Genomic DNA, 15,869 nt, shown 5'->3' on the forward strand with positions numbered 1-15,869 from the left:
ATAAACATACAGGCCTGTAAGAGAAGCACTCTTTTACAGGCCTGTTTTGTATTCTATCGCGCAAAAGCAACAAGCAACATGGAGATTACCCTGCGTAAAGCAACAAGAGAAGATTGCGACCGCATCCTGGAACTGGTGCGGGAGCTGGCCGTTTTTGTTAAGGCCGAAAACGAAGTAACGGTTTCCCGCGAGCATTTCGTGGAAAGCGGCTTTGGCCCCCGCCCGGTCTGGTGGGCATTCGTGGCCGAAGTGGAGGGCGTGGTGCAAGGCTTTGCCCTCTATTACATTCGCTTCAGCACCTGGAAGGGCCAGCGCCTGTACCTCGAGGACCTGCTGGTAACCGAAGAACTGCGGGGCAAAGGCCTCGGCAAACGCCTGTTCGAAGCCGTGCTGGAAGAAGCGAAACACCTGAAGCTCAACGGCGTACAATGGCAGGTGCTGGACTGGAACGAACCCGCCATCAACTTCTACAAAAAATATCCCTCCGCGTTTGAGAGGGACTATTTGAATTGTTCGATCAGTCTTCTATAGTTCCTGCGTTTCTAAGTTCCTAAGTTCCTGAGTTCTTTAGGTAGGACATGCATTTATCCATCCAAACAACTCAGGAACTTAGGAACCCAGGAACTTTGAAACTTAACTAACGCCTTCCGCCTGAACGGTCTTATTGATCTTCAGAATAAGGCCCTGAAGGACCTTGCCGGGGCCGGCTTCGGTGAAGCGGGAGGCGCCGTCGGAGATCATGGACTGGACGCATTGCGACCATTTTACGGCGCCGGTCAGCTGATCGATCAGGTTTTGCTTGATCTCGTCGCGGTCCACCACGCCCTTGGCGGCTACGTTCTGGTACACGGGGCAGGAGGGGGTGTGGAAATTAGTGGCCTCGATGGCCTTTTTCAGCTCCTGGCGGGCAGGCTCCATCAGCGGCGAGTGAAAAGCGCCGCCTACCGGCAGCACCAGCGCTCTTTTGGCACCGGCTGCTTTCAGCTGTTCGCAGGCTGTTTCCACCCCTTTGATGCTGCCGGAGATCACCAGCTGGCCGGGGCAGTTGTAGTTGGCGGGTACGACCACCTCGCCGGTTTCCTGTTGCACCTGGCGGCAGATCTCTTCTACCTTATCATCGGCCAGGCCCAGCACCGCCGCCATCGTGGAAGGCGTTTGCTCGCAGGCTTTCTGCATGGCCTCGGCCCGCAGGCTGACCAGTTGCAGGCCGCTTTCGAAGCTCAGGGTGCCGTTGGCGGTCAGGGCCGAGAACTCGCCCAGCGAATGGCCGGCCACCATTTCGGGGCGGATATTTTCAATGCTTTTAAAAGCGATTATGGAATGCAGGAAGATGGCAGGCTGGGTGATCCTGGTTTGCTTCAGGTCTTCTTCCGTGCCGCCAAACATAACGTCGGAAATACGGAAACCGAGGATTTCGTTGGCCTGCTCGAAGATCTTTTTCGCAAAAGAATTGGTATCATAAAATGATTTTCCCATGCCGGGATATTGCGACCCCTGTCCCGGGAAAACAAATGCATGCTTCATCAAAGTGTATTTAAAAATGTTATAGTTGCAGTTTACGAGAGTTTGGCCGAAATCAGATTTAAAAATTCATTCCGGGTGATATGGTTGTTCAGAAACTCGCCGTCGAAGGCCGAGGTGGTGGTGACGGAGTTCTGTTTTTGTACGCCCCGCATCATCATGCACAGGTGCTTGGCCTCGATCACTACGGCCACGCCCAGGGGGTTCAGGCTTTCTTTGATGGCGCCCAGGATCTGGGTGGTCATGCGCTCCTGCACCTGCATGCGGCGGGCAAATACGTCCACGACACGGGCCAGCTTGCTCAGGCCGGTAATATAGCCGTTCGGAATATAGGCGATATGGGCTTTGCCGAAAAAGGGATGGAGGTGGTGCTCGCACATCGAATACAGCTCGATGTCCTTGACGATCACCATTTCGCTGATCTCCTCCTTGAAGCGGGCCGAGTTGAGGATCGCCACGGCGTCCTGGTTGTAGCCCTGCGTATTGAACTGCAGCGCCTTGGCCGCCCGCTCGGGCGTTTTCATCAGTCCTTCGCGATCGGCATCCTCTCCCGTCAGCTCAATGATCTTCCGGTAGTGATACATCAATTGTTCCGTAACGTCTTTATCGTAATGATCCGATTTATGATAAGCCATTTTCTTGTTTATTCGATTTAGGAAGCCGGGTATTCTACAAAGTTCCGGGGCGTCTCGTACAGCCTTACCACCAGGTCCAGCGCGGGATCGATATGGGGCCGCAGCAGGTTAAAGATAACGACTACGATGTTTTCAGCCGTTGGATTGAGGGATTTAAACTCCTCGGTATCCAGGTTCAGGTTTTTATGGTCGAACTTGTAGATGACCGTCTCGTTGATGAGGTCTGAGAGCCGCTTCATATCCATGACAAAGCCGGTGGCCGGGTCGGGCAGGCCCACCACTTTCACCTCCAGCTCGTAATTATGGCCATGAAAATGCGGCAGGCTGCATTTTCCGAAAACGTTATAATTCTGCTCATCGCTCCAGCCCGCATTGTATAAACGGTGGGCGGCGTTGAAGTGCTCCCGTCGATATACGGCAACTCGTCTGTTCATAAGGATGTTTTTTGTCAGTGGTCAATGACCTATTCTTCGCCAAAATATTCCACGTAAATGCGGGGCGTTTCATACAGCTTGATGCAGTGCAGCCGGATGTCTGCGGGCAGATGGGGCTGCAGCTGGTTCCAGATGCCAATGGCCAGGTTTTCGGTAGAACAAAACTTTCCCTGCATGAAATCCACATCCACATTCAGGTTCCGGTGGTCCACTTTCTCGATCACGTGCTCCCGGATGATCGTGCTCAGTCTTTTCACATCAAACACAAAGCCTGTTTCGGGGTTGGGCTTTCCCTTTACGGTCACATACAGGTCGTAATTATGTCCATGCCAGTTGGTGTTGGCACACTTTCCAAAAACCTCGTCATTTTTTGTGCTGTCCCAGGCCGGGTTGAACAACCGGTGAGCCGCATTAAAATGTTCCAAACGGGTGAGATACACCATTCTTTTCCAAAATTTTCGCAAAGGTAACACCGGACGGCTGATTATTACGGAATAGTTTGATGCCCCAAAGGGGGCCGGCCGGCGGCAAATTCGTTCGTCCATTCCCTTCAGTGGTTATTTTTGCTTATGGATTTATTGCTTTGTGCGGCAACGGAATTGGAAATCAAACCCACCCTGGAGCTGATCGACCGGCACGCCGGCCTCCAAAGCAGGGTGGAAGTGCTGGTGACCGGCGTTGGCCTGACCGCCGCCGCCTACGCCCTCACCAAACGGCTCTGTGCCGACCGCCCCCGCCTGGTGGTGCAGGCCGGCATTGCCGGCAGCCTGGACGACGGCCTGGAACCGGGCGATACGGTAGTGGTGGAACGGGAAAGCATCGGCGACCTGGGCGTGTTCGAAGGCGGCAGCTTCCGCTCGCTCTTCGGCCTGGGACTGGTGGCCCTGAACGAACCGCCCTGGACGGAGGGAAAGCTGTGCAACGATCCCCTCCTGCTGCGCACCACCGGCCTGCCGATGGTGGACGGGGTGAGCATCAACGAAATCACCACCCATCCCGAGCGTATCCTGCACTACAAAACCGCTTCCGGCGCCAGCGTCGAAAGCATGGAGGGCGCCGCCCTGCATTACGTTTGCCTGATGGAGAAAGTACCTTTTTTGCAAATCCGCACCGTTTCGAACTTCGTAGGCGAACGCGACAAAAGCAAATGGCAACTCCAGCAGGCCTTGGCCAACCTGAACCGACACCTGGAACTGCTGCTGCTTAAATTATGTCACTTATGAAGATTACCCTGGGCTTCTCGCCCTGTCCCAACGACACGTTTATTTTCGATGCCCTGGTCCATAACAAGATCGATACCGAAGGGCTGCAGGTCGAACCCGTACTGGAAGATATCGAAACCCTCAACCGCTGGGCGGCTGAAGGAAGGCTGGACGCTACCAAACTCAGCTTCCCGGCTTTTTTCCAGCACCTTTCCCAATACATTGCCCTGCCTTCCGGCGCCGCCCTGGGCCAGGGCGTAGGCCCCCTGCTGGTGGCCGGCGCACCGCTGGCGGCCGAAGAGGTAGCCGGCGCCCCCATCGCCATTCCCGGCGAAAACACCACGGCCAACTTCCTACTGAGCTTTGCCTTTCCCGGCGCCCGCAACCGCTTCCCGGTCCTGTTTTCCGAGATCGAGGACACGGTGCTGTCGCAAAAAGCCCGCCTCGGCCTGCTGATCCACGAAAACCGCTTTACCTACGCCCAGCGGGGACTGGTAAAAATCATGGACCTGGGCGAATACTGGGAGCAGCAAACCGGCCTGCCCATCCCCCTGGCCTGTATCGCCGTCAAACGCGGCCTCGACGGGACGGTGCAGCAGCAACTGGGCCGACTCATCCGCAAAAGCCTCGAATACGCCTTTGCCCATTACCCTGCCCTGCCGCCCTTTGTGGAGCAGCACGCGCAGGCCATGGACAAGGAAGTCATGCGCAAGCATATCGACCTGTATGTCAACAACTATTCGCTGGACCTGGGCGCCGAGGGCCGGCAGGCCATCCAAAACCTGTATGGGATCTACCGCGACGGCAGGCAGCAGGAGGGGGCCGTTGCCGGCGCGGAAGACCTGTTCCTGTAAGCCGGAGCAGGCGGCCCTTTATTGCGGGCCTTCGGGAAAGGAAGGAAAGCACCAGGAATGAATTTGCTGAATGAAGTGGCGGGTGTAGGTGGACTGGTGGTAGCGCTGTACCCAGCGGATGCCGTTGATGGCATTGGTCAGGAACACCTCCTCGGCTTCTTTCAGCAGGTCTTCGGTGAGCTCGTGCTGGTGAACCACGATGTTGTTCTGCTTCAGGCGTTCGATGAGGAAACGGCGCATGACGCCGTTGACGCAGCCCTGGTGCAGGGCGGGGGTATGCACTTCGTTGTTCCGCACCAGGAAGATGTTGGCCTTGGAAGCCTCGCAGATCCGGTTTTCCACGTTCAGCAGCAGGCATTCGTCCACGCCTTTTTCCCGGGCGTACAGGTCGGCCAGCACAAAAGGAAGGTAATTGGCGGTTTTGAGGTTGCCCAGCGCATCGCAGCTTTTGCGGGCATAGGGGAAAAGTTCCAGGGTCCAGCCCTGTTCGTTAAGGCGGCTGCTTTCCGCTGCCAGCGGAAAAGCTTCCAGCACATAATTGGCGACATTGTCGTCGCCCCGGTACACGGCCAGCCGCACCCGCGCCCGGTCCAGGCAATGGTTGCGGCGGCACAGCTGCAGTACCTGGTCCGACAGCTCCTGCCGGTTCAGGCTGGAGGGCACCTCCATTTTCAGCAGGCGCAGGCTCAGGAACAGGCGGTCAAAATGAAACGCCGCCAGCAGGATATGACCCGCGTAGACCTTGATGGTTTCAAAAACCCCGTCGCCGTAGCGGAAACCCCGGTTCTGGGCCGTAAACAGGGGTTCATCTGCCGCGTATATCCGGCCGTTCAAGCAAATAGCGTTCATGCGGCAAAAATGAACCAAAAAGCCAGGAAATAGGGCCGTACCGTAAAAATACGGGGTAGAAAGGGCGGCCCGGTTTACGCATGCTCCACCAGCCCGGCTTTCACGGCGAACATCACCAGCCCGGCCAGGGATTTGGTACCGGTTTTTATTTTCAGCTTGTCGCGGATGGCTTCTACAGTCCGGGGGCTCAGGTCGACCAGGTCGGCAATTTCCTTGGTGGACCGCTCCTCGCAGATCAGTTTGAGGATCATCACTTCCTTATCGTTCAGGAACACTTCCGGGGTGGGGGGCTCGGGGCGCTTTTTATTGCGCAGCCCGCTCAACAGGGCCCGATTGGTCAGGTCGGTAAAGAAAAACTCCCCTTCGTAACAGGATTTGATGGCCTGGTAGATCACTTCGGGGTCCGATTCCTTGGTGAGGTAGGAATTGGCGCCGACTTCCATCATTTTGGACACCATGGAATAATCGCTGACCATCGACAGCATGATGACGATCATGTCGGGGTAGATTTTGCGGATCTCCGGCAGGGCGGTCAGGCCGTCCATGATGGGCATTTGAATATCGAGCAGAATAACATCGGGTTTTATGTCCTTCAGCAGTTGCAGCAGTTGCATCCCGTTCTCGGCTTCGGCGATTAACTGGATGTCCTTGCGGCCCGACAGGGCGGTGCGCACCCCAGCGCGGAACAGGGCATGGTCATCAGCGATCACGACTTTCAACACTTCCGGTTCGAGATTTTTCATAAGTAAAATTTTATGACATTTTGAAAAAGCACAATGCAAATTCCTTAAAATCAACGGACTTTCCTATCGTATAACTACGCATTTATTCTGTTGAAAACCGCAAAAGGAGTGCTATAACCGGTTGTACCCCTGCCAGATAGGGTATTTTTCGGGTATTTTCTGCGTGCTTTTACGAAGAGGACCGTAAAAGCCGCAATTCAAAGCGGGGAGGGCGCCGGCGGCTACTTGCCGGCAACGATGTAGGCGCGTTTGTCGCCAAAAACATAGGGGCGTTTGCGGGGCGTGGAATACACAGCCCGGATCGACAGGCCGGCCTGTTCGAGCAATTGCTGCAGTTCCGCAAAGCTAAAAATGTAATCCACTCCCTTCAGCACCTGGGTCTGGCCGTCCGGGGCAATGAGGATATGGTCGGTTTCGATGCGGGAGGGCTGGAGCCGGTAGCGGTTGTCGAGCAGGTATTTAAACTCGTCGACATACAGCCAGGTCTTTTCTTCGAAGTGTTTGATGGCGATCTCTGCCAGCATCCAGGTATTGATGATGAACACGCCTCCCGGCTGGAGGCAGGCGGCGAGTTTGTGCAGCAGGGCCGCCGTATTTTCCGCATCGAAGGAGGCAAAGGAATTGCCCATGCACAGGGCGGCATCGTAGGGACCCTGGAAAGCAGCTTCCACCACATCGGCCAGCACCGGCTCTACGGACAGGGCTTCCCTGCGGGCCGTTTCGCCGATTTCCTCGATATAATCGGGCAGGTTGTCCACGGCGGTCACGGCATAGCCCCTTTTGGCCAGGGCCAGGGTATGGCGGCCGTAGCCGCACATGAGGTCCAGCACCCGGCTGCCCGCCTTCAGGCGGCCCACCTCCTCAATAAAGTCCGTTTCCGCCTCGGTCAGCCCGTCGGGGATCAGCTTGCGCCAGACATCTTTGTAAAAGCTTTGGAATAAACGGCTGTTGGCGTTGGGAGTGGGCGGCTGTTGCATGGGAAAAGTACCTATAGATAAGTGAAGGAGCGTGAATGGGGAAAACCGGCGGGATTATTCCAGCAGCCGGTTGCGCATGCCGTACATGACCAGGCCGGCAATGGTTTTGGCGCCCACCTTGTCCTTCATTTTCTGCCGGATGGTTTCCACGGTCCGGGGGCTCAGGAACACCTCCCGGGAGATCTCCTCGGTGGTTTTGTCCTCGGCAATGAATTTGAGGATCTTGAGCTCTTTTTCGGTCAGCTTGACCGTTTTGGGATACGCCTGCTTTGTTTTTTTCTTTTGCTGGAGCTTCAGCAGCACGGCCTGGTTCACCAGGTCGTTGAAATAGAATTCGTCGGTCATGCAGGAAACGATGGCCTGGTGGATTTCCTCGGGATCGGAGGTCTTGGTCAGGTAGGCGTTGGCGCCCATGGTCATGATCTGGGTGATCATTTCCAGCTCGTCGTACATGGTCAGCACGATGATTTTGAGTTGTTCGTATTCTTTGCGGATTTGGCTGATGGCGTTCAGGCCGTCGACTTCGGGCATCCGGATGTCCATCAGCAGCACGTCGGGACGGTTGGTCTGCAGCTTCTGCAACAAGTCTTTGCCGTCTTCTGCTTCCCAGATAATTTTCAGGCCAGTTTTTTCCTTTAAAGATAATTTGATGCCGTCGCGGAATATTTTATGGTCATCGGCTATGGCAATTTTAATAGTCTCAAGGCTCATTTATCCGGGGTGGATTTTAATAGTTACAAATAAAATCGGCAGCTTCCAAAGGGCTCAGGCTTTATACGGGTCATCAACAAATGAGATACCATCAAAGATAATGGAAAAGGCAGGATTCGGACAATAGTAAGAATACGCAGCCCAGTCGCGTACATTTACGAATAATGCCGCCCTCCTTTTTCATCTTTTTTTAAGGCATCTTTTTTGCACTTGTACCACGTTCCAATTAGAGGTAAATTTATGAAGCAGGAAACGGACCACCTGTCAACAAGCCATGAGTACGGCAGGTTTTTTGCTTTTTTTTAAGGGTTTCAAGGGTTTACCTCCTCCCACCTCCCCGTACCCCGCCACCTGAAAGGCGGATTCCGCCCCTTGTTGAGAACCAGCAAAGGGCCGGACCGGCATCGTATTTTTACTATACAAGGCACGTACTTTTCCTAAATTTTGCCCGGATAAATACTCGGCAATTTTCCCTGAAACGCTTGCTGCAACCGCATTTCAGGCAATTGCATCCGTATGCCCTTTATTTCCCCCCTATTGTAAAAAATCCGCCCAGGGAACAATTTTACATCGTAATCAATCACGCAACCCTTTCAAACTGAAATAAACGTAATACTATGAAACTGAATACTTTGCAACAACCCACCATCGCCTTCCGCCCTAATCCCGATGAACCCGAAACCATCACCTGGTGGGAAAACTAATGCCCTTACCCCTGATCGCGTTCCCTATACAAACTATTAAACAACTTACTACTATGAAACTCAATACCCTGCAACAAGCCCCTGTAACCTTCCGCCCCAACCCCGACGAACCCGAAACGATTGCCTGGTGGGAAAATTAAGCTATTTCCTTAAAAATCATGTAACCCCTTCGAACAACTGATCAATATACTACTATGAAACTGAATACCCTGCAACAAGCCCCTGTAACCTTTCGCCCCAACCCCGACGAACCTGAAACCATTACCTGGTGGGAAAACTAACCCTCCGCCACCGTCCGCAGCCGTGAAAACGCTGAACCATTCCTACTTTATTTGGTAAACACCCTATTCCGATTCTTATAAAACGCACCGATATGATCGCCCAGGCTATAAAAGAAGCTGCTATTCAATTCCGCCCCAACCCCGACGAACCCGAAACGATTGTTTGGTGGGAAAATTAATCATTTCCTGTCGCAATCACCCAGCAATCCCTTTGAAAACTGATCAATATACTACTATGAAACCGAATACCCTGCAACAAGCCCCTGTATCCTTTCGCCCCAACCCCGACGAACCCGAAACCATCACCTGGTGGGAAAATTAACCATTCCCTGCCTTATTAATCCGGTAACCTTTTATAACTTCAAGAACGTAATACTATGAAAACGAATACCCTGCAACAAAGCTCGCTTTCCTTTCGCCCCAACCCCGACGAGCCTGAAACCATTGCCTGGTGGGAAAATTAAGTCCCGGCCCCACTGCTCCCCCTATCCCTTCGCACTAGCCATTAAAAACGTATTACTATGAAACCGAATATAGCGGCGTACGCGCTCATTTCCTTCCGTCCCAACCCCGACGAACCCGATACGATCGCCTGGTGGGAAAGCTAAAACCGAAAACTGTACTTTTTACTTAGTAAGTTTTCTATTTTTGAGGAAATATCCATACGATAGAAAGCTTTTTTTACTATACCGGAGTCTTTTCCGATTTTCTCCCTATCGGTCTTTTCCTGTTCTTTTTTTCGAAATGCAAACGTCAAAAAGAGCTGCAACTGATCGTATTGTATGCAGCCATCTCTTACCTGGGCGCCCTGCTGTTTCCCTATATTCATAAGGGCAGCCCCATTCGGCGGCTCTATTTCAGCCTGGTAACGATTTTTGAATACTGCTGCTTTGCCTTTTTTATCCGGATGTGTATCCAGAAAAAGTGGATCCGCAACCTCATCAGCGCAGCCTCCGTGGTCCTTTGCGTCTTTTTCCTGCTGTACGGCCTGTTTGCCAAGTTCCGCAAGATCGACTCCGTCCCTATTGGCGTAGAGTCCATCTTTATCCTGGTCTTTTCGTTTTATTACCTCTACGAACAGCTCAACAATCCCGCCACGCTGTTTATTTACGATGATTACCGGTTTTGGATGATCATTGCCTTCATGTTTTATCTGGCCGGCTCCTTTTTTATTTACATCTTTACCAACGATGTCCACAAAACACAGTTGACCGGGTTTTATGTATTCACTTATTTCCTGTATGCATTTAAAAACCTGCTGTTCTCTGTGGGCATTCTTATTTTTGGGCTGAAGAACCCCAAACAGAATCAACAACTTAGTTTTAACAGTTACACAGACCTTGCCTGATGTTTTTATTACAAGCTGCGAATAATGCCAATCCTCAAATGTATACCGTGCTGTTCCTCGGCACGCTGGGCATGCTGGTGCTGACGGTAGGGCTGGTCCTTTTTATCATTTTTCACCAGCGCCGGGTGATCCGCTACCAGCTGCGGCTGCAGCAGATCGAGCAGGAACAGCAAAAGATCCTGCTGCAGGCCTCCATCGAATCGCAGGAGGAAGAACGGCAGCGTATTGCCGCCGACCTCCACGACGACGCCGGGCCCCTGCTGGCTACCGCCCGCCTGTACCTCAACGAAAACCTCGTCCAGCAGGATAAGGATACCCAACGGGAATCCATTGCCCTGACCCGGGAGATCATCGATGAAGCCATTCAGCTGATCCGGGGCATCAGCCACAGCCTGATGCCGCCGACCTTGAAAAACTTCGGCCTGGAATCGGCCGTCAACGATATTTTTCACAAACTGAACGGCTCAGGCTCCCTGGAAGCCTACAGCCAGTTTTACGACTATAGCGAACGGCTGAATACCGAGAAAGAAATGAACATTTTCCGGGTGATCCAGGAACTGGTGAATAACATTTTAAAACACAGCCATCCTGCCTATATCCATCTTACGCAGAACAGGAAAGGAAATACCTTTGTCCTGTGGCTGGAACACGATGGCCAGGGGTTGGTACAAAGCGATTTTGAACGACTGAACAAGAGTAAATCCGGTTTGGGTTTGAAAAATATCAGCAGCCGCATGAAGGTGGCCCGTGGGACCATATTTTTTGAGAAAGATCCTTCCCAGGACAATTTCAAGGTGACAATTGAAGTTCCAGGAGATGAAATTTCCGAAAATGAACAATAATCAACACATTACATTTTTATCATTTCTTTCATATGCAGGTAATTAAGGTTGCTATTGCCGACGATCACAAACTGTTCCGCAAGGGGGTCATCCTTTCCTTACGTTCGTTTACCAACATTAAATTCGTCCTGGAGGCCGAAAACGGGGACGAACTGCTTCAGAACCTGGCGGCCGCCGAACCCGACGTCGTGCTGATGGACCTGCGGATGCCGCAGAAAGACGGCATTGAAACCACCAAGATCATCAGCAAGGAATTTCCCGACGTCCACGTAATCATCCTGAGTATGTACGAAGACGAACGCTTTGTGTACCACCTGATGGAGAACGGCGCTCATGGCTACCTGTTGAAAAACTCCGAACCCCAGGATATCCGGCGCGCCATCATGGATGTTTGCGAAAAAGGCTATTACCTGAATAATTTCGTCAACCGCATTTTATTGAAACGGTCGCACTCCAAACAAAAGGTGGTGCCGTCGCTCGATAACGAGATCACCCTGACCGACCGGGAAAAAGAAGTCTTAAAACTCATTTGTACGGAGTATACCGCCCAGGAAATCGCCCAGAAGATGGACATCAGCGCCCGCACGGTGGAAGCCATCAAAGACCGGCTGATGGAGCGCTTCGGCAGTAAAAACACCGCGGGGCTGGTATTTTTCGCGGTCAAGAACAACCTGGTGGATTAAGGCGCTGCCAGGGCCGCCGGGGGTTACAAGCGCATTTCCGGCACGTCGGCCGGCACCAGCAGGCGACCCGCCGTTTTGCTCCGGATCTCTTCGACCGACACCCCCGGTGCGCGCTCGAGCAATTGAAAGCCATCCGGGGTAATTTCCAGCACCGCCAGGTCGGTGACCACCTTTTTGACGCAGGCCACTCCCGTCAGGGGCAGGGTACATTGCGGCAACAGCTTCGATTCGCCCTGCGGGTTGGTATGCATCATGGCTACGATAATGTTACGGGCACTGGCCACCAGGTCCATGGCGCCTCCCATCCCTTTCACCATTTTTCCGGGGATCTTCCAGTTGGCTATATCCCCCTGCTCACTCACTTCCATGGCCCCCAGCACCGTTAAATCGATCTTTCCGGCCCGGATCATCCCAAAGCTTTCCGCACTGTCAAAAAAGGCTCCTCCAGGCAGTACGGTGACGGTTTCCTTGCCTGCATTGATCAGGTCGGGATCGATCGCATCCTCGGTCGGGTAAGGCCCCGTTCCCAGGATGCCGTTCTCGCTCTGCAGCATAATGAACATGCCCTCGGGAATGTAGTTGGAGACCAGGGTGGGAATGCCGATTCCCAGGTTGACATACATGCCGTCCCGGAGCTCCTGGGCAATGCGTTCCGCAATTCCAAATTTGTCCAAAGCCATAAAACAAGGTCGTTTAAAGGTGAAGGGGGCCTTTCAAAGTTCCTGAGTTCAGGGAGACGACCCGGAAGGCTTTAAAAACCTGCCAGGTCGGGTAAAGGTTGCCCTTTGCTTATTGTTAATTGCTTATTGCTTATTATTCCCGGAACGGGTCAGGCGGACGGTGCGGCGTTCGACCCGTTTTTCGTAGTTGGAGCCCCGGAAGATGCGGTGGACGTAGATGCCGGCCACGTGGATGGAATCGGGGTCGAGTTCGCCGGGCTCTACCAGTTCCTCTACCTCGGCTACGGTAATGGTGCCCGCCTTGGCCATGGAGGCGGAAAAGTTGCGGGTGGCTTTCCGAAAGACCAGGTTGCCGTAACGGTCGCCTTTCCAGGCCTTTACCAACGCGAAATCGGCCGGCAGCGCCAGTTCCATCAGGTACATTTTTCCCCCGAATTCCCGCACTTCCTTGCCCCGGGCCACTTCGGTGCCGTAGCCCGCCGGGGTATAAAAAGCCGGGATGCCCATGGCCGCCATCTGGATACGGGTCGCCAGTGTTCCCTGCGGGATGAGGTCCACCTCCAGCTCACCGCTCAGCAGTTGCCGCTCAAACTCCGCGTTCTCGCCGACGTAGGAAGAGATCATTTTTTTAATCTGCCGTGCTTTCAGCAGCAGTCCCAGGCCGAAATCGTCCACGCCCGCATTGTTGGAAATGCAGGTAAGACCCTTCACACCCGATTCCCGTAAGGCGGCGATGCAATGTTCCGGAATGCCGCAGAGCCCGAATCCGCCGACCATCAGCGTGGCACCCTCGGGAACATCCTGCAGGGCTGCGCGGGCATTGGCAAAAACTTTATTCATGCAACAATCATTTTTTGGCCTGTTTACTTTTTCACCGGCTTCACCATTTTCATCGGCGGCGGCGCCGGCGGCGGGGCCGTTGCCTGGTGGTACATCGAGTCGATGATCACCTTCATCAGGTCGGGATTACGCTGGTAATAGCTGTAGCTTTTGCGGAACACCTCTTTGCTGATGCGGTGGATCCGCAGCACCTGCTGGTACAGCGTGGTTCGGTGAATGAGCTTGGTGGCATTGGTATCCGTGCCCGACCGGGCATACGTCAGCTCATCCGCACGGATCAGGTCCCAGAGCACCTGCTGCATCTTCTGCGGCGGCAGCACTTCCCGGGGCACCTGGGAGTTCCCCCCGCAGCCCCAGCACAGGAGCAAAACGCTTAAAATGGTTAACGCTCGTATCATTTTAGTTCTTTGTAATCATTGGCATTGGTCACGTCCAGCTTGGTCAGCAGGTCTCTGGCTTTCACCCGGGTATCGCGCTTGGCACGGCTGAAGATCTTCACCAGCTCGGTACTTTTTCCCTGGAAGAAGAACTGCAGGATCATGGAATTGGGAAATTCCTGGTTCAGGGTTCCCAGGGCCACCAGGGCAGCCAGGATCCCTTCGCGGGCCACTTCCTCGTCTTCCGAAAACAGGTCCATGCCCTGCCGGTAATACCCGTAGACCGCATCATGGATCAGGGTATAGCGGCTGTCCACTAAGTTCTCGGCCAGGCGGTAACGGTTCCGGACGCCGTCAAAGGTTTTCCAGCCGATGATATCGCGGCTTTCCGGGGCGTTATTAACGATATTCTGGGCTTTCTGGAAATAAGGGTCGCCTCCCCGGGCACTGAACGAATCGTAGTCCAGCCCGATAATGATATTCACATAATAGGCCAGCACCGCGGTAAGGTTGGCTGCCAGCGGATCGTTGCCCTGCACCCTGTTTTCGTTGAATTCCACGGGCTGAAATTCCACATACCGGAACACATAGTCGTTGTCGACGAAGTTCACCAGGGGCGACTCATAGGCTGTATTGTATACCGGCCGGGCCGCCTGTACCGTCAGGGAAGCCTTATAGACGTTCTCGCCCATATCCTGGTCAATGCTGATCAGGAAATGGCACTTGATCTTTTCATTGGGCTGGTAGGTATCGCCGGTCCATTTCCGGTTGCTCAGGAAGTTGTTCAGGGCCGTCTGCAGGGTCTGAAAGACTTTTTTGTTGACGTTGGAGCTGATCTTGCCCGACTGGATCGTCAGGCGGGCCTGCAGCTCCTGGGCCTCCAGGCCCCTTCCGGCCAGCACCAGCAACAGGATAGCGAATAATATCTTTTTCATGGCAATAACGAGGTAATTGAGTCCACAATATCCCTGGCCACCCCTTCCTTGGCCTTCAGGTCGAACGGCTGCACCTGGCCGCTTTTATGGAAAAGCGTCACCTTATTGGTATCCGACCGGAAGCCGGCGCCTTGATCGTTCAGGGAGTTTAGTACGATGATGTCGGCGTTTTTCTCCCGCAGCTTTTTCAGCGCGTGCTGCTCTTCGTCGAAGGTTTCCAGGGCAAACCCTACCAGCACCTGCCGTGGGGTTTTCCGCTGGCCCAGGTGGAAGAGGATGTCTTTTGTCTTTTTAAGCTGGATGGAAAACTGGTCATCCGACTTTTTGATCTTTTGTTCGGCCACTTCCACGGGTGTATAATCGGCTACGGCGGCCGCCATCACCGCGATGTCATACTGGTCGGCCTGCTGCATACAGGCTTCGAACATCTGCCCGGCGGTCTTTACCGGCACCAGCCTAATAGCGGCGGAGGTCGGTTTTAACGAAACCGGGCCGGCCACCAGGGTTACTTCGGCGCCCCTGCGGGCCAGTTCCTCGGCTATGGCAAAGCCCATTTTGCCGGAGGAATGGTTTCCAATAAAACGGACCGGGTCAATGGATTCGTATGTTGGCCCGGCGGTAACCAGGGCTTTTTTGCCGTTTAGCTGCTGGTGCTTTTCGAAATGTTCGCCGATCAGCTGTACGATTACTTCGGGCTCGGCCATCCGGCCTTCCCCCGTCAGCCCGCTGGCCAGCTCGCCGCTTTCCACGGGCAGCACGGTACAGCCATGATCCCTGAGGCGCCGGATATTTTCTTTCGTAGCGGGATGGTGCCACATGTCCTCGTCCATGGCCGGGGCTACCAGCACCGGGCAGGTCGCCGACAGGTAGGTGGCCAGCAACAGGTTATCGCACTGGCCATAAGCCATCTTGCTGAGCGTATTGCAGCTCAGGGGTGCTACCAGCATCACATCGGCCCAGCGGCCCAGCATCACGTGGTTGGCCCACGACTGCTCGTCGAACAGGTCTACCAGCACGGGATGCCTGGAAAGGGTGGAAAGCGTCAGCCTGGAAACAAACGACCCGGCGGCCGGCGTCAGGATCACCTTTACCTCGGCCCCGGCACGGATCAGCTGCCGTACCAGGAAAATGCTTTTATAGGCCGCTATGCTGCCCGTTATGCCCAGCAATATTCGTTTACCTGTCAACATATCCATCATGGAATTTTAAGCGCCGGAAGGCGTTGTTTTACCGCCGGCGAAAACAGCAATTTA

At 53.9% G+C, this 15,869-nt stretch carries 19 protein-coding genes; 5 read left to right on the forward strand and 14 right to left on the reverse strand.

The window, feature by feature from the left end; genetic code table 11:
- Positions 1 to 78: 78 nt before the first annotated feature.
- Positions 79 to 531, forward strand: a complete 453-nt coding sequence (locus V9K67_RS11610) for a GNAT family N-acetyltransferase (RefSeq protein ID WP_336722565.1) — start codon at positions 79 to 81, stop codon at positions 529 to 531.
- Positions 532 to 633: 102 nt separating this feature from the next.
- Here V9K67_RS11610 and fabD read toward each other — a convergent pair whose 3' ends face one another.
- From fabD to V9K67_RS11630, 4 genes are read right to left on the reverse strand one after another with little or no spacing between them, the layout of a single operon-like run.
- Positions 634 to 1,524: an ACP S-malonyltransferase gene (gene fabD, locus V9K67_RS11615; protein WP_336722567.1), complete on the reverse strand. Its 891-nt coding sequence runs from the start codon at positions 1,522 to 1,524 to the stop codon at positions 634 to 636.
- Positions 1,525 to 1,556: 32 nt separating this feature from the next.
- On the reverse strand, positions 1,557 to 2,156 hold the full coding sequence (gene folE, locus V9K67_RS11620) for a GTP cyclohydrolase I FolE (protein WP_414696770.1): 600 nt from the start codon (positions 2,154 to 2,156) through the stop codon (positions 1,557 to 1,559).
- Between the two features lie 17 nt (positions 2,157 to 2,173).
- Positions 2,174 to 2,590, reverse strand: coding sequence for a 6-pyruvoyl trahydropterin synthase family protein (locus tag V9K67_RS11625; RefSeq protein WP_336722570.1), 417 nt, complete (start codon positions 2,588 to 2,590; stop codon positions 2,174 to 2,176).
- 29 nt (positions 2,591 to 2,619) lie between these two features.
- Positions 2,620 to 3,033 carry a 6-pyruvoyl trahydropterin synthase family protein gene (locus V9K67_RS11630; RefSeq protein ID WP_336722573.1) on the reverse strand — a complete coding sequence of 138 codons (414 nt, stop codon included), beginning with the start codon at positions 3,031 to 3,033 and terminating at the stop codon, positions 2,620 to 2,622.
- A 126-nt stretch (positions 3,034 to 3,159) separates the two neighbouring features.
- On the opposite strand from V9K67_RS11630, the gene mqnB reads away from it, so the two are divergent.
- Entirely contained in the window at positions 3,160 to 3,813 is a 654-nt protein-coding gene (gene mqnB, locus V9K67_RS11635; protein WP_336722576.1) for a futalosine hydrolase, read from the forward strand.
- Complete coding sequence (locus tag V9K67_RS11640) at positions 3,810 to 4,646, forward strand: 1,4-dihydroxy-6-naphtoate synthase (protein ID WP_336722579.1); 837 nt, start codon at positions 3,810 to 3,812, stop codon at positions 4,644 to 4,646. Before mqnB ends, V9K67_RS11640 begins: the two co-directional genes overlap by 4 nt.
- 18 nt (positions 4,647 to 4,664) lie before the next feature.
- Here V9K67_RS11640 and V9K67_RS11645 read toward each other — a convergent pair whose 3' ends face one another.
- The 5 genes from V9K67_RS11645 to V9K67_RS11665 form a co-directional block, all read right to left on the reverse strand.
- The gene (locus tag V9K67_RS11645; RefSeq protein WP_336722581.1) at positions 4,665 to 5,495 is read right to left on the reverse strand and encodes an aminotransferase class IV; all 831 of its coding nucleotides are present in this window, start codon (positions 5,493 to 5,495) and stop codon (positions 4,665 to 4,667) included.
- 74 nt (positions 5,496 to 5,569) lie between these two features.
- On the reverse strand, positions 5,570 to 6,238 hold the full coding sequence (locus tag V9K67_RS11650) for a response regulator transcription factor (RefSeq protein WP_336722584.1): 669 nt from the start codon (positions 6,236 to 6,238) through the stop codon (positions 5,570 to 5,572).
- Positions 6,239 to 6,459: 221 nt separating this feature from the next.
- Positions 6,460 to 7,215 (reverse strand): SAM-dependent methyltransferase, encoded by a 756-nt coding sequence (locus tag V9K67_RS11655; RefSeq protein WP_336722587.1) that lies wholly within the window; start codon positions 7,213 to 7,215, stop codon positions 6,460 to 6,462.
- A 54-nt stretch (positions 7,216 to 7,269) separates the two neighbouring features.
- Positions 7,270 to 7,926 carry a response regulator gene (locus tag V9K67_RS11660; RefSeq protein WP_336722589.1) on the reverse strand — a complete coding sequence of 219 codons (657 nt, stop codon included), beginning with the start codon at positions 7,924 to 7,926 and terminating at the stop codon, positions 7,270 to 7,272.
- 1,589 nt (positions 7,927 to 9,515) lie between these two features.
- Complete coding sequence (locus V9K67_RS11665) at positions 9,516 to 10,223, reverse strand: hypothetical protein (protein ID WP_336722590.1); 708 nt, start codon at positions 10,221 to 10,223, stop codon at positions 9,516 to 9,518.
- Between the two features lie 35 nt (positions 10,224 to 10,258).
- Between V9K67_RS11665 and V9K67_RS11670 the strand changes: the two genes are divergently transcribed.
- Together V9K67_RS11670 and V9K67_RS11675 are read left to right on the forward strand one after the other, a co-directional pair.
- Positions 10,259 to 11,101, forward strand: a complete 843-nt coding sequence (locus V9K67_RS11670) for a sensor histidine kinase (protein ID WP_336722592.1) — start codon at positions 10,259 to 10,261, stop codon at positions 11,099 to 11,101.
- Positions 11,102 to 11,133: 32 nt separating this feature from the next.
- Positions 11,134 to 11,784 carry a response regulator transcription factor gene (locus V9K67_RS11675; RefSeq protein WP_336722595.1) on the forward strand — a complete coding sequence of 217 codons (651 nt, stop codon included), beginning with the start codon at positions 11,134 to 11,136 and terminating at the stop codon, positions 11,782 to 11,784.
- A 23-nt stretch (positions 11,785 to 11,807) separates the two neighbouring features.
- Here the strand turns inward: V9K67_RS11675 and V9K67_RS11680 are convergent, their stop codons facing one another.
- The 5 genes from V9K67_RS11680 to coaBC form a co-directional block, all read right to left on the reverse strand.
- Positions 11,808 to 12,464 carry a 3-oxoacid CoA-transferase subunit B gene (locus V9K67_RS11680; protein WP_336722597.1) on the reverse strand — a complete coding sequence of 219 codons (657 nt, stop codon included), beginning with the start codon at positions 12,462 to 12,464 and terminating at the stop codon, positions 11,808 to 11,810.
- A 123-nt stretch (positions 12,465 to 12,587) separates the two neighbouring features.
- Complete coding sequence (locus V9K67_RS11685) at positions 12,588 to 13,304, reverse strand: CoA transferase subunit A (RefSeq protein WP_336722599.1); 717 nt, start codon at positions 13,302 to 13,304, stop codon at positions 12,588 to 12,590.
- A gap of 23 nt (positions 13,305 to 13,327) precedes the next feature.
- Positions 13,328 to 13,702, reverse strand: a complete 375-nt coding sequence (locus tag V9K67_RS11690; RefSeq protein WP_336722601.1) for a DUF4296 domain-containing protein — start codon at positions 13,700 to 13,702, stop codon at positions 13,328 to 13,330.
- On the reverse strand, positions 13,699 to 14,616 hold the full coding sequence (gene porD, locus V9K67_RS11695) for a type IX secretion system protein PorD (RefSeq protein WP_336722603.1): 918 nt from the start codon (positions 14,614 to 14,616) through the stop codon (positions 13,699 to 13,701). The genes V9K67_RS11690 and porD overlap by 4 nt, the downstream gene beginning before the upstream one ends.
- Positions 14,613 to 15,806, reverse strand: coding sequence for a bifunctional phosphopantothenoylcysteine decarboxylase/phosphopantothenate--cysteine ligase CoaBC (gene coaBC, locus V9K67_RS11700; RefSeq protein WP_336722604.1), 1,194 nt, complete (start codon positions 15,804 to 15,806; stop codon positions 14,613 to 14,615). The genes porD and coaBC overlap by 4 nt, the downstream gene beginning before the upstream one ends.
- Between the last annotated feature and the right edge of the window lie 63 nt (positions 15,807 to 15,869).

The sequence above is a fragment of the Huijunlia imazamoxiresistens genome, from assembly GCF_037132455.1.
Taxonomy (GTDB): domain Bacteria; phylum Bacteroidota; class Bacteroidia; order Chitinophagales; family Chitinophagaceae; genus Flavisolibacter; species Flavisolibacter imazamoxiresistens.

What these genes read in the sequence shown, in the direction of transcription:
- V9K67_RS11610 (WP_336722565.1), top strand. Translation starts at nt 79, where the DNA reads ATGGAGATTACCCTGCGTAAAGCAACAAGAGAAGATTGCGACCGCATC.
- fabD (WP_336722567.1), bottom strand. Translation starts at nt 1,524, where the DNA reads ATGAAGCATGCATTTGTTTTCCCGGGACAGGGGTCGCAATATCCCGGC.
- folE (WP_414696770.1), bottom strand. Translation starts at nt 2,156, where the DNA reads ATGGCTTATCATAAATCGGATCATTACGATAAAGACGTTACGGAACAA.
- V9K67_RS11625 (WP_336722570.1), bottom strand. Translation starts at nt 2,590, where the DNA reads ATGAACAGACGAGTTGCCGTATATCGACGGGAGCACTTCAACGCCGCC.
- V9K67_RS11630 (WP_336722573.1), bottom strand. Translation starts at nt 3,033, where the DNA reads ATGGTGTATCTCACCCGTTTGGAACATTTTAATGCGGCTCACCGGTTG.
- mqnB (WP_336722576.1), top strand. Translation starts at nt 3,160, where the DNA reads ATGGATTTATTGCTTTGTGCGGCAACGGAATTGGAAATCAAACCCACC.
- V9K67_RS11640 (WP_336722579.1), top strand. Translation starts at nt 3,810, where the DNA reads ATGAAGATTACCCTGGGCTTCTCGCCCTGTCCCAACGACACGTTTATT.
- V9K67_RS11645 (WP_336722581.1), bottom strand. Translation starts at nt 5,495, where the DNA reads ATGAACGCTATTTGCTTGAACGGCCGGATATACGCGGCAGATGAACCC.
- V9K67_RS11650 (WP_336722584.1), bottom strand. Translation starts at nt 6,238, where the DNA reads ATGAAAAATCTCGAACCGGAAGTGTTGAAAGTCGTGATCGCTGATGAC.
- V9K67_RS11655 (WP_336722587.1), bottom strand. Translation starts at nt 7,215, where the DNA reads ATGCAACAGCCGCCCACTCCCAACGCCAACAGCCGTTTATTCCAAAGC.
- V9K67_RS11660 (WP_336722589.1), bottom strand. Translation starts at nt 7,926, where the DNA reads ATGAGCCTTGAGACTATTAAAATTGCCATAGCCGATGACCATAAAATA.
- V9K67_RS11670 (WP_336722592.1), top strand. Translation starts at nt 10,259, where the DNA reads ATGTTTTTATTACAAGCTGCGAATAATGCCAATCCTCAAATGTATACC.
- V9K67_RS11675 (WP_336722595.1), top strand. Translation starts at nt 11,134, where the DNA reads ATGCAGGTAATTAAGGTTGCTATTGCCGACGATCACAAACTGTTCCGC.
- V9K67_RS11680 (WP_336722597.1), bottom strand. Translation starts at nt 12,464, where the DNA reads ATGGCTTTGGACAAATTTGGAATTGCGGAACGCATTGCCCAGGAGCTC.
- V9K67_RS11685 (WP_336722599.1), bottom strand. Translation starts at nt 13,304, where the DNA reads ATGAATAAAGTTTTTGCCAATGCCCGCGCAGCCCTGCAGGATGTTCCC.
- V9K67_RS11690 (WP_336722601.1), bottom strand. Translation starts at nt 13,702, where the DNA reads ATGATACGAGCGTTAACCATTTTAAGCGTTTTGCTCCTGTGCTGGGGC.
- porD (WP_336722603.1), bottom strand. Translation starts at nt 14,616, where the DNA reads ATGAAAAAGATATTATTCGCTATCCTGTTGCTGGTGCTGGCCGGAAGG.
- coaBC (WP_336722604.1), bottom strand. Translation starts at nt 15,806, where the DNA reads ATGTTGACAGGTAAACGAATATTGCTGGGCATAACGGGCAGCATAGCG.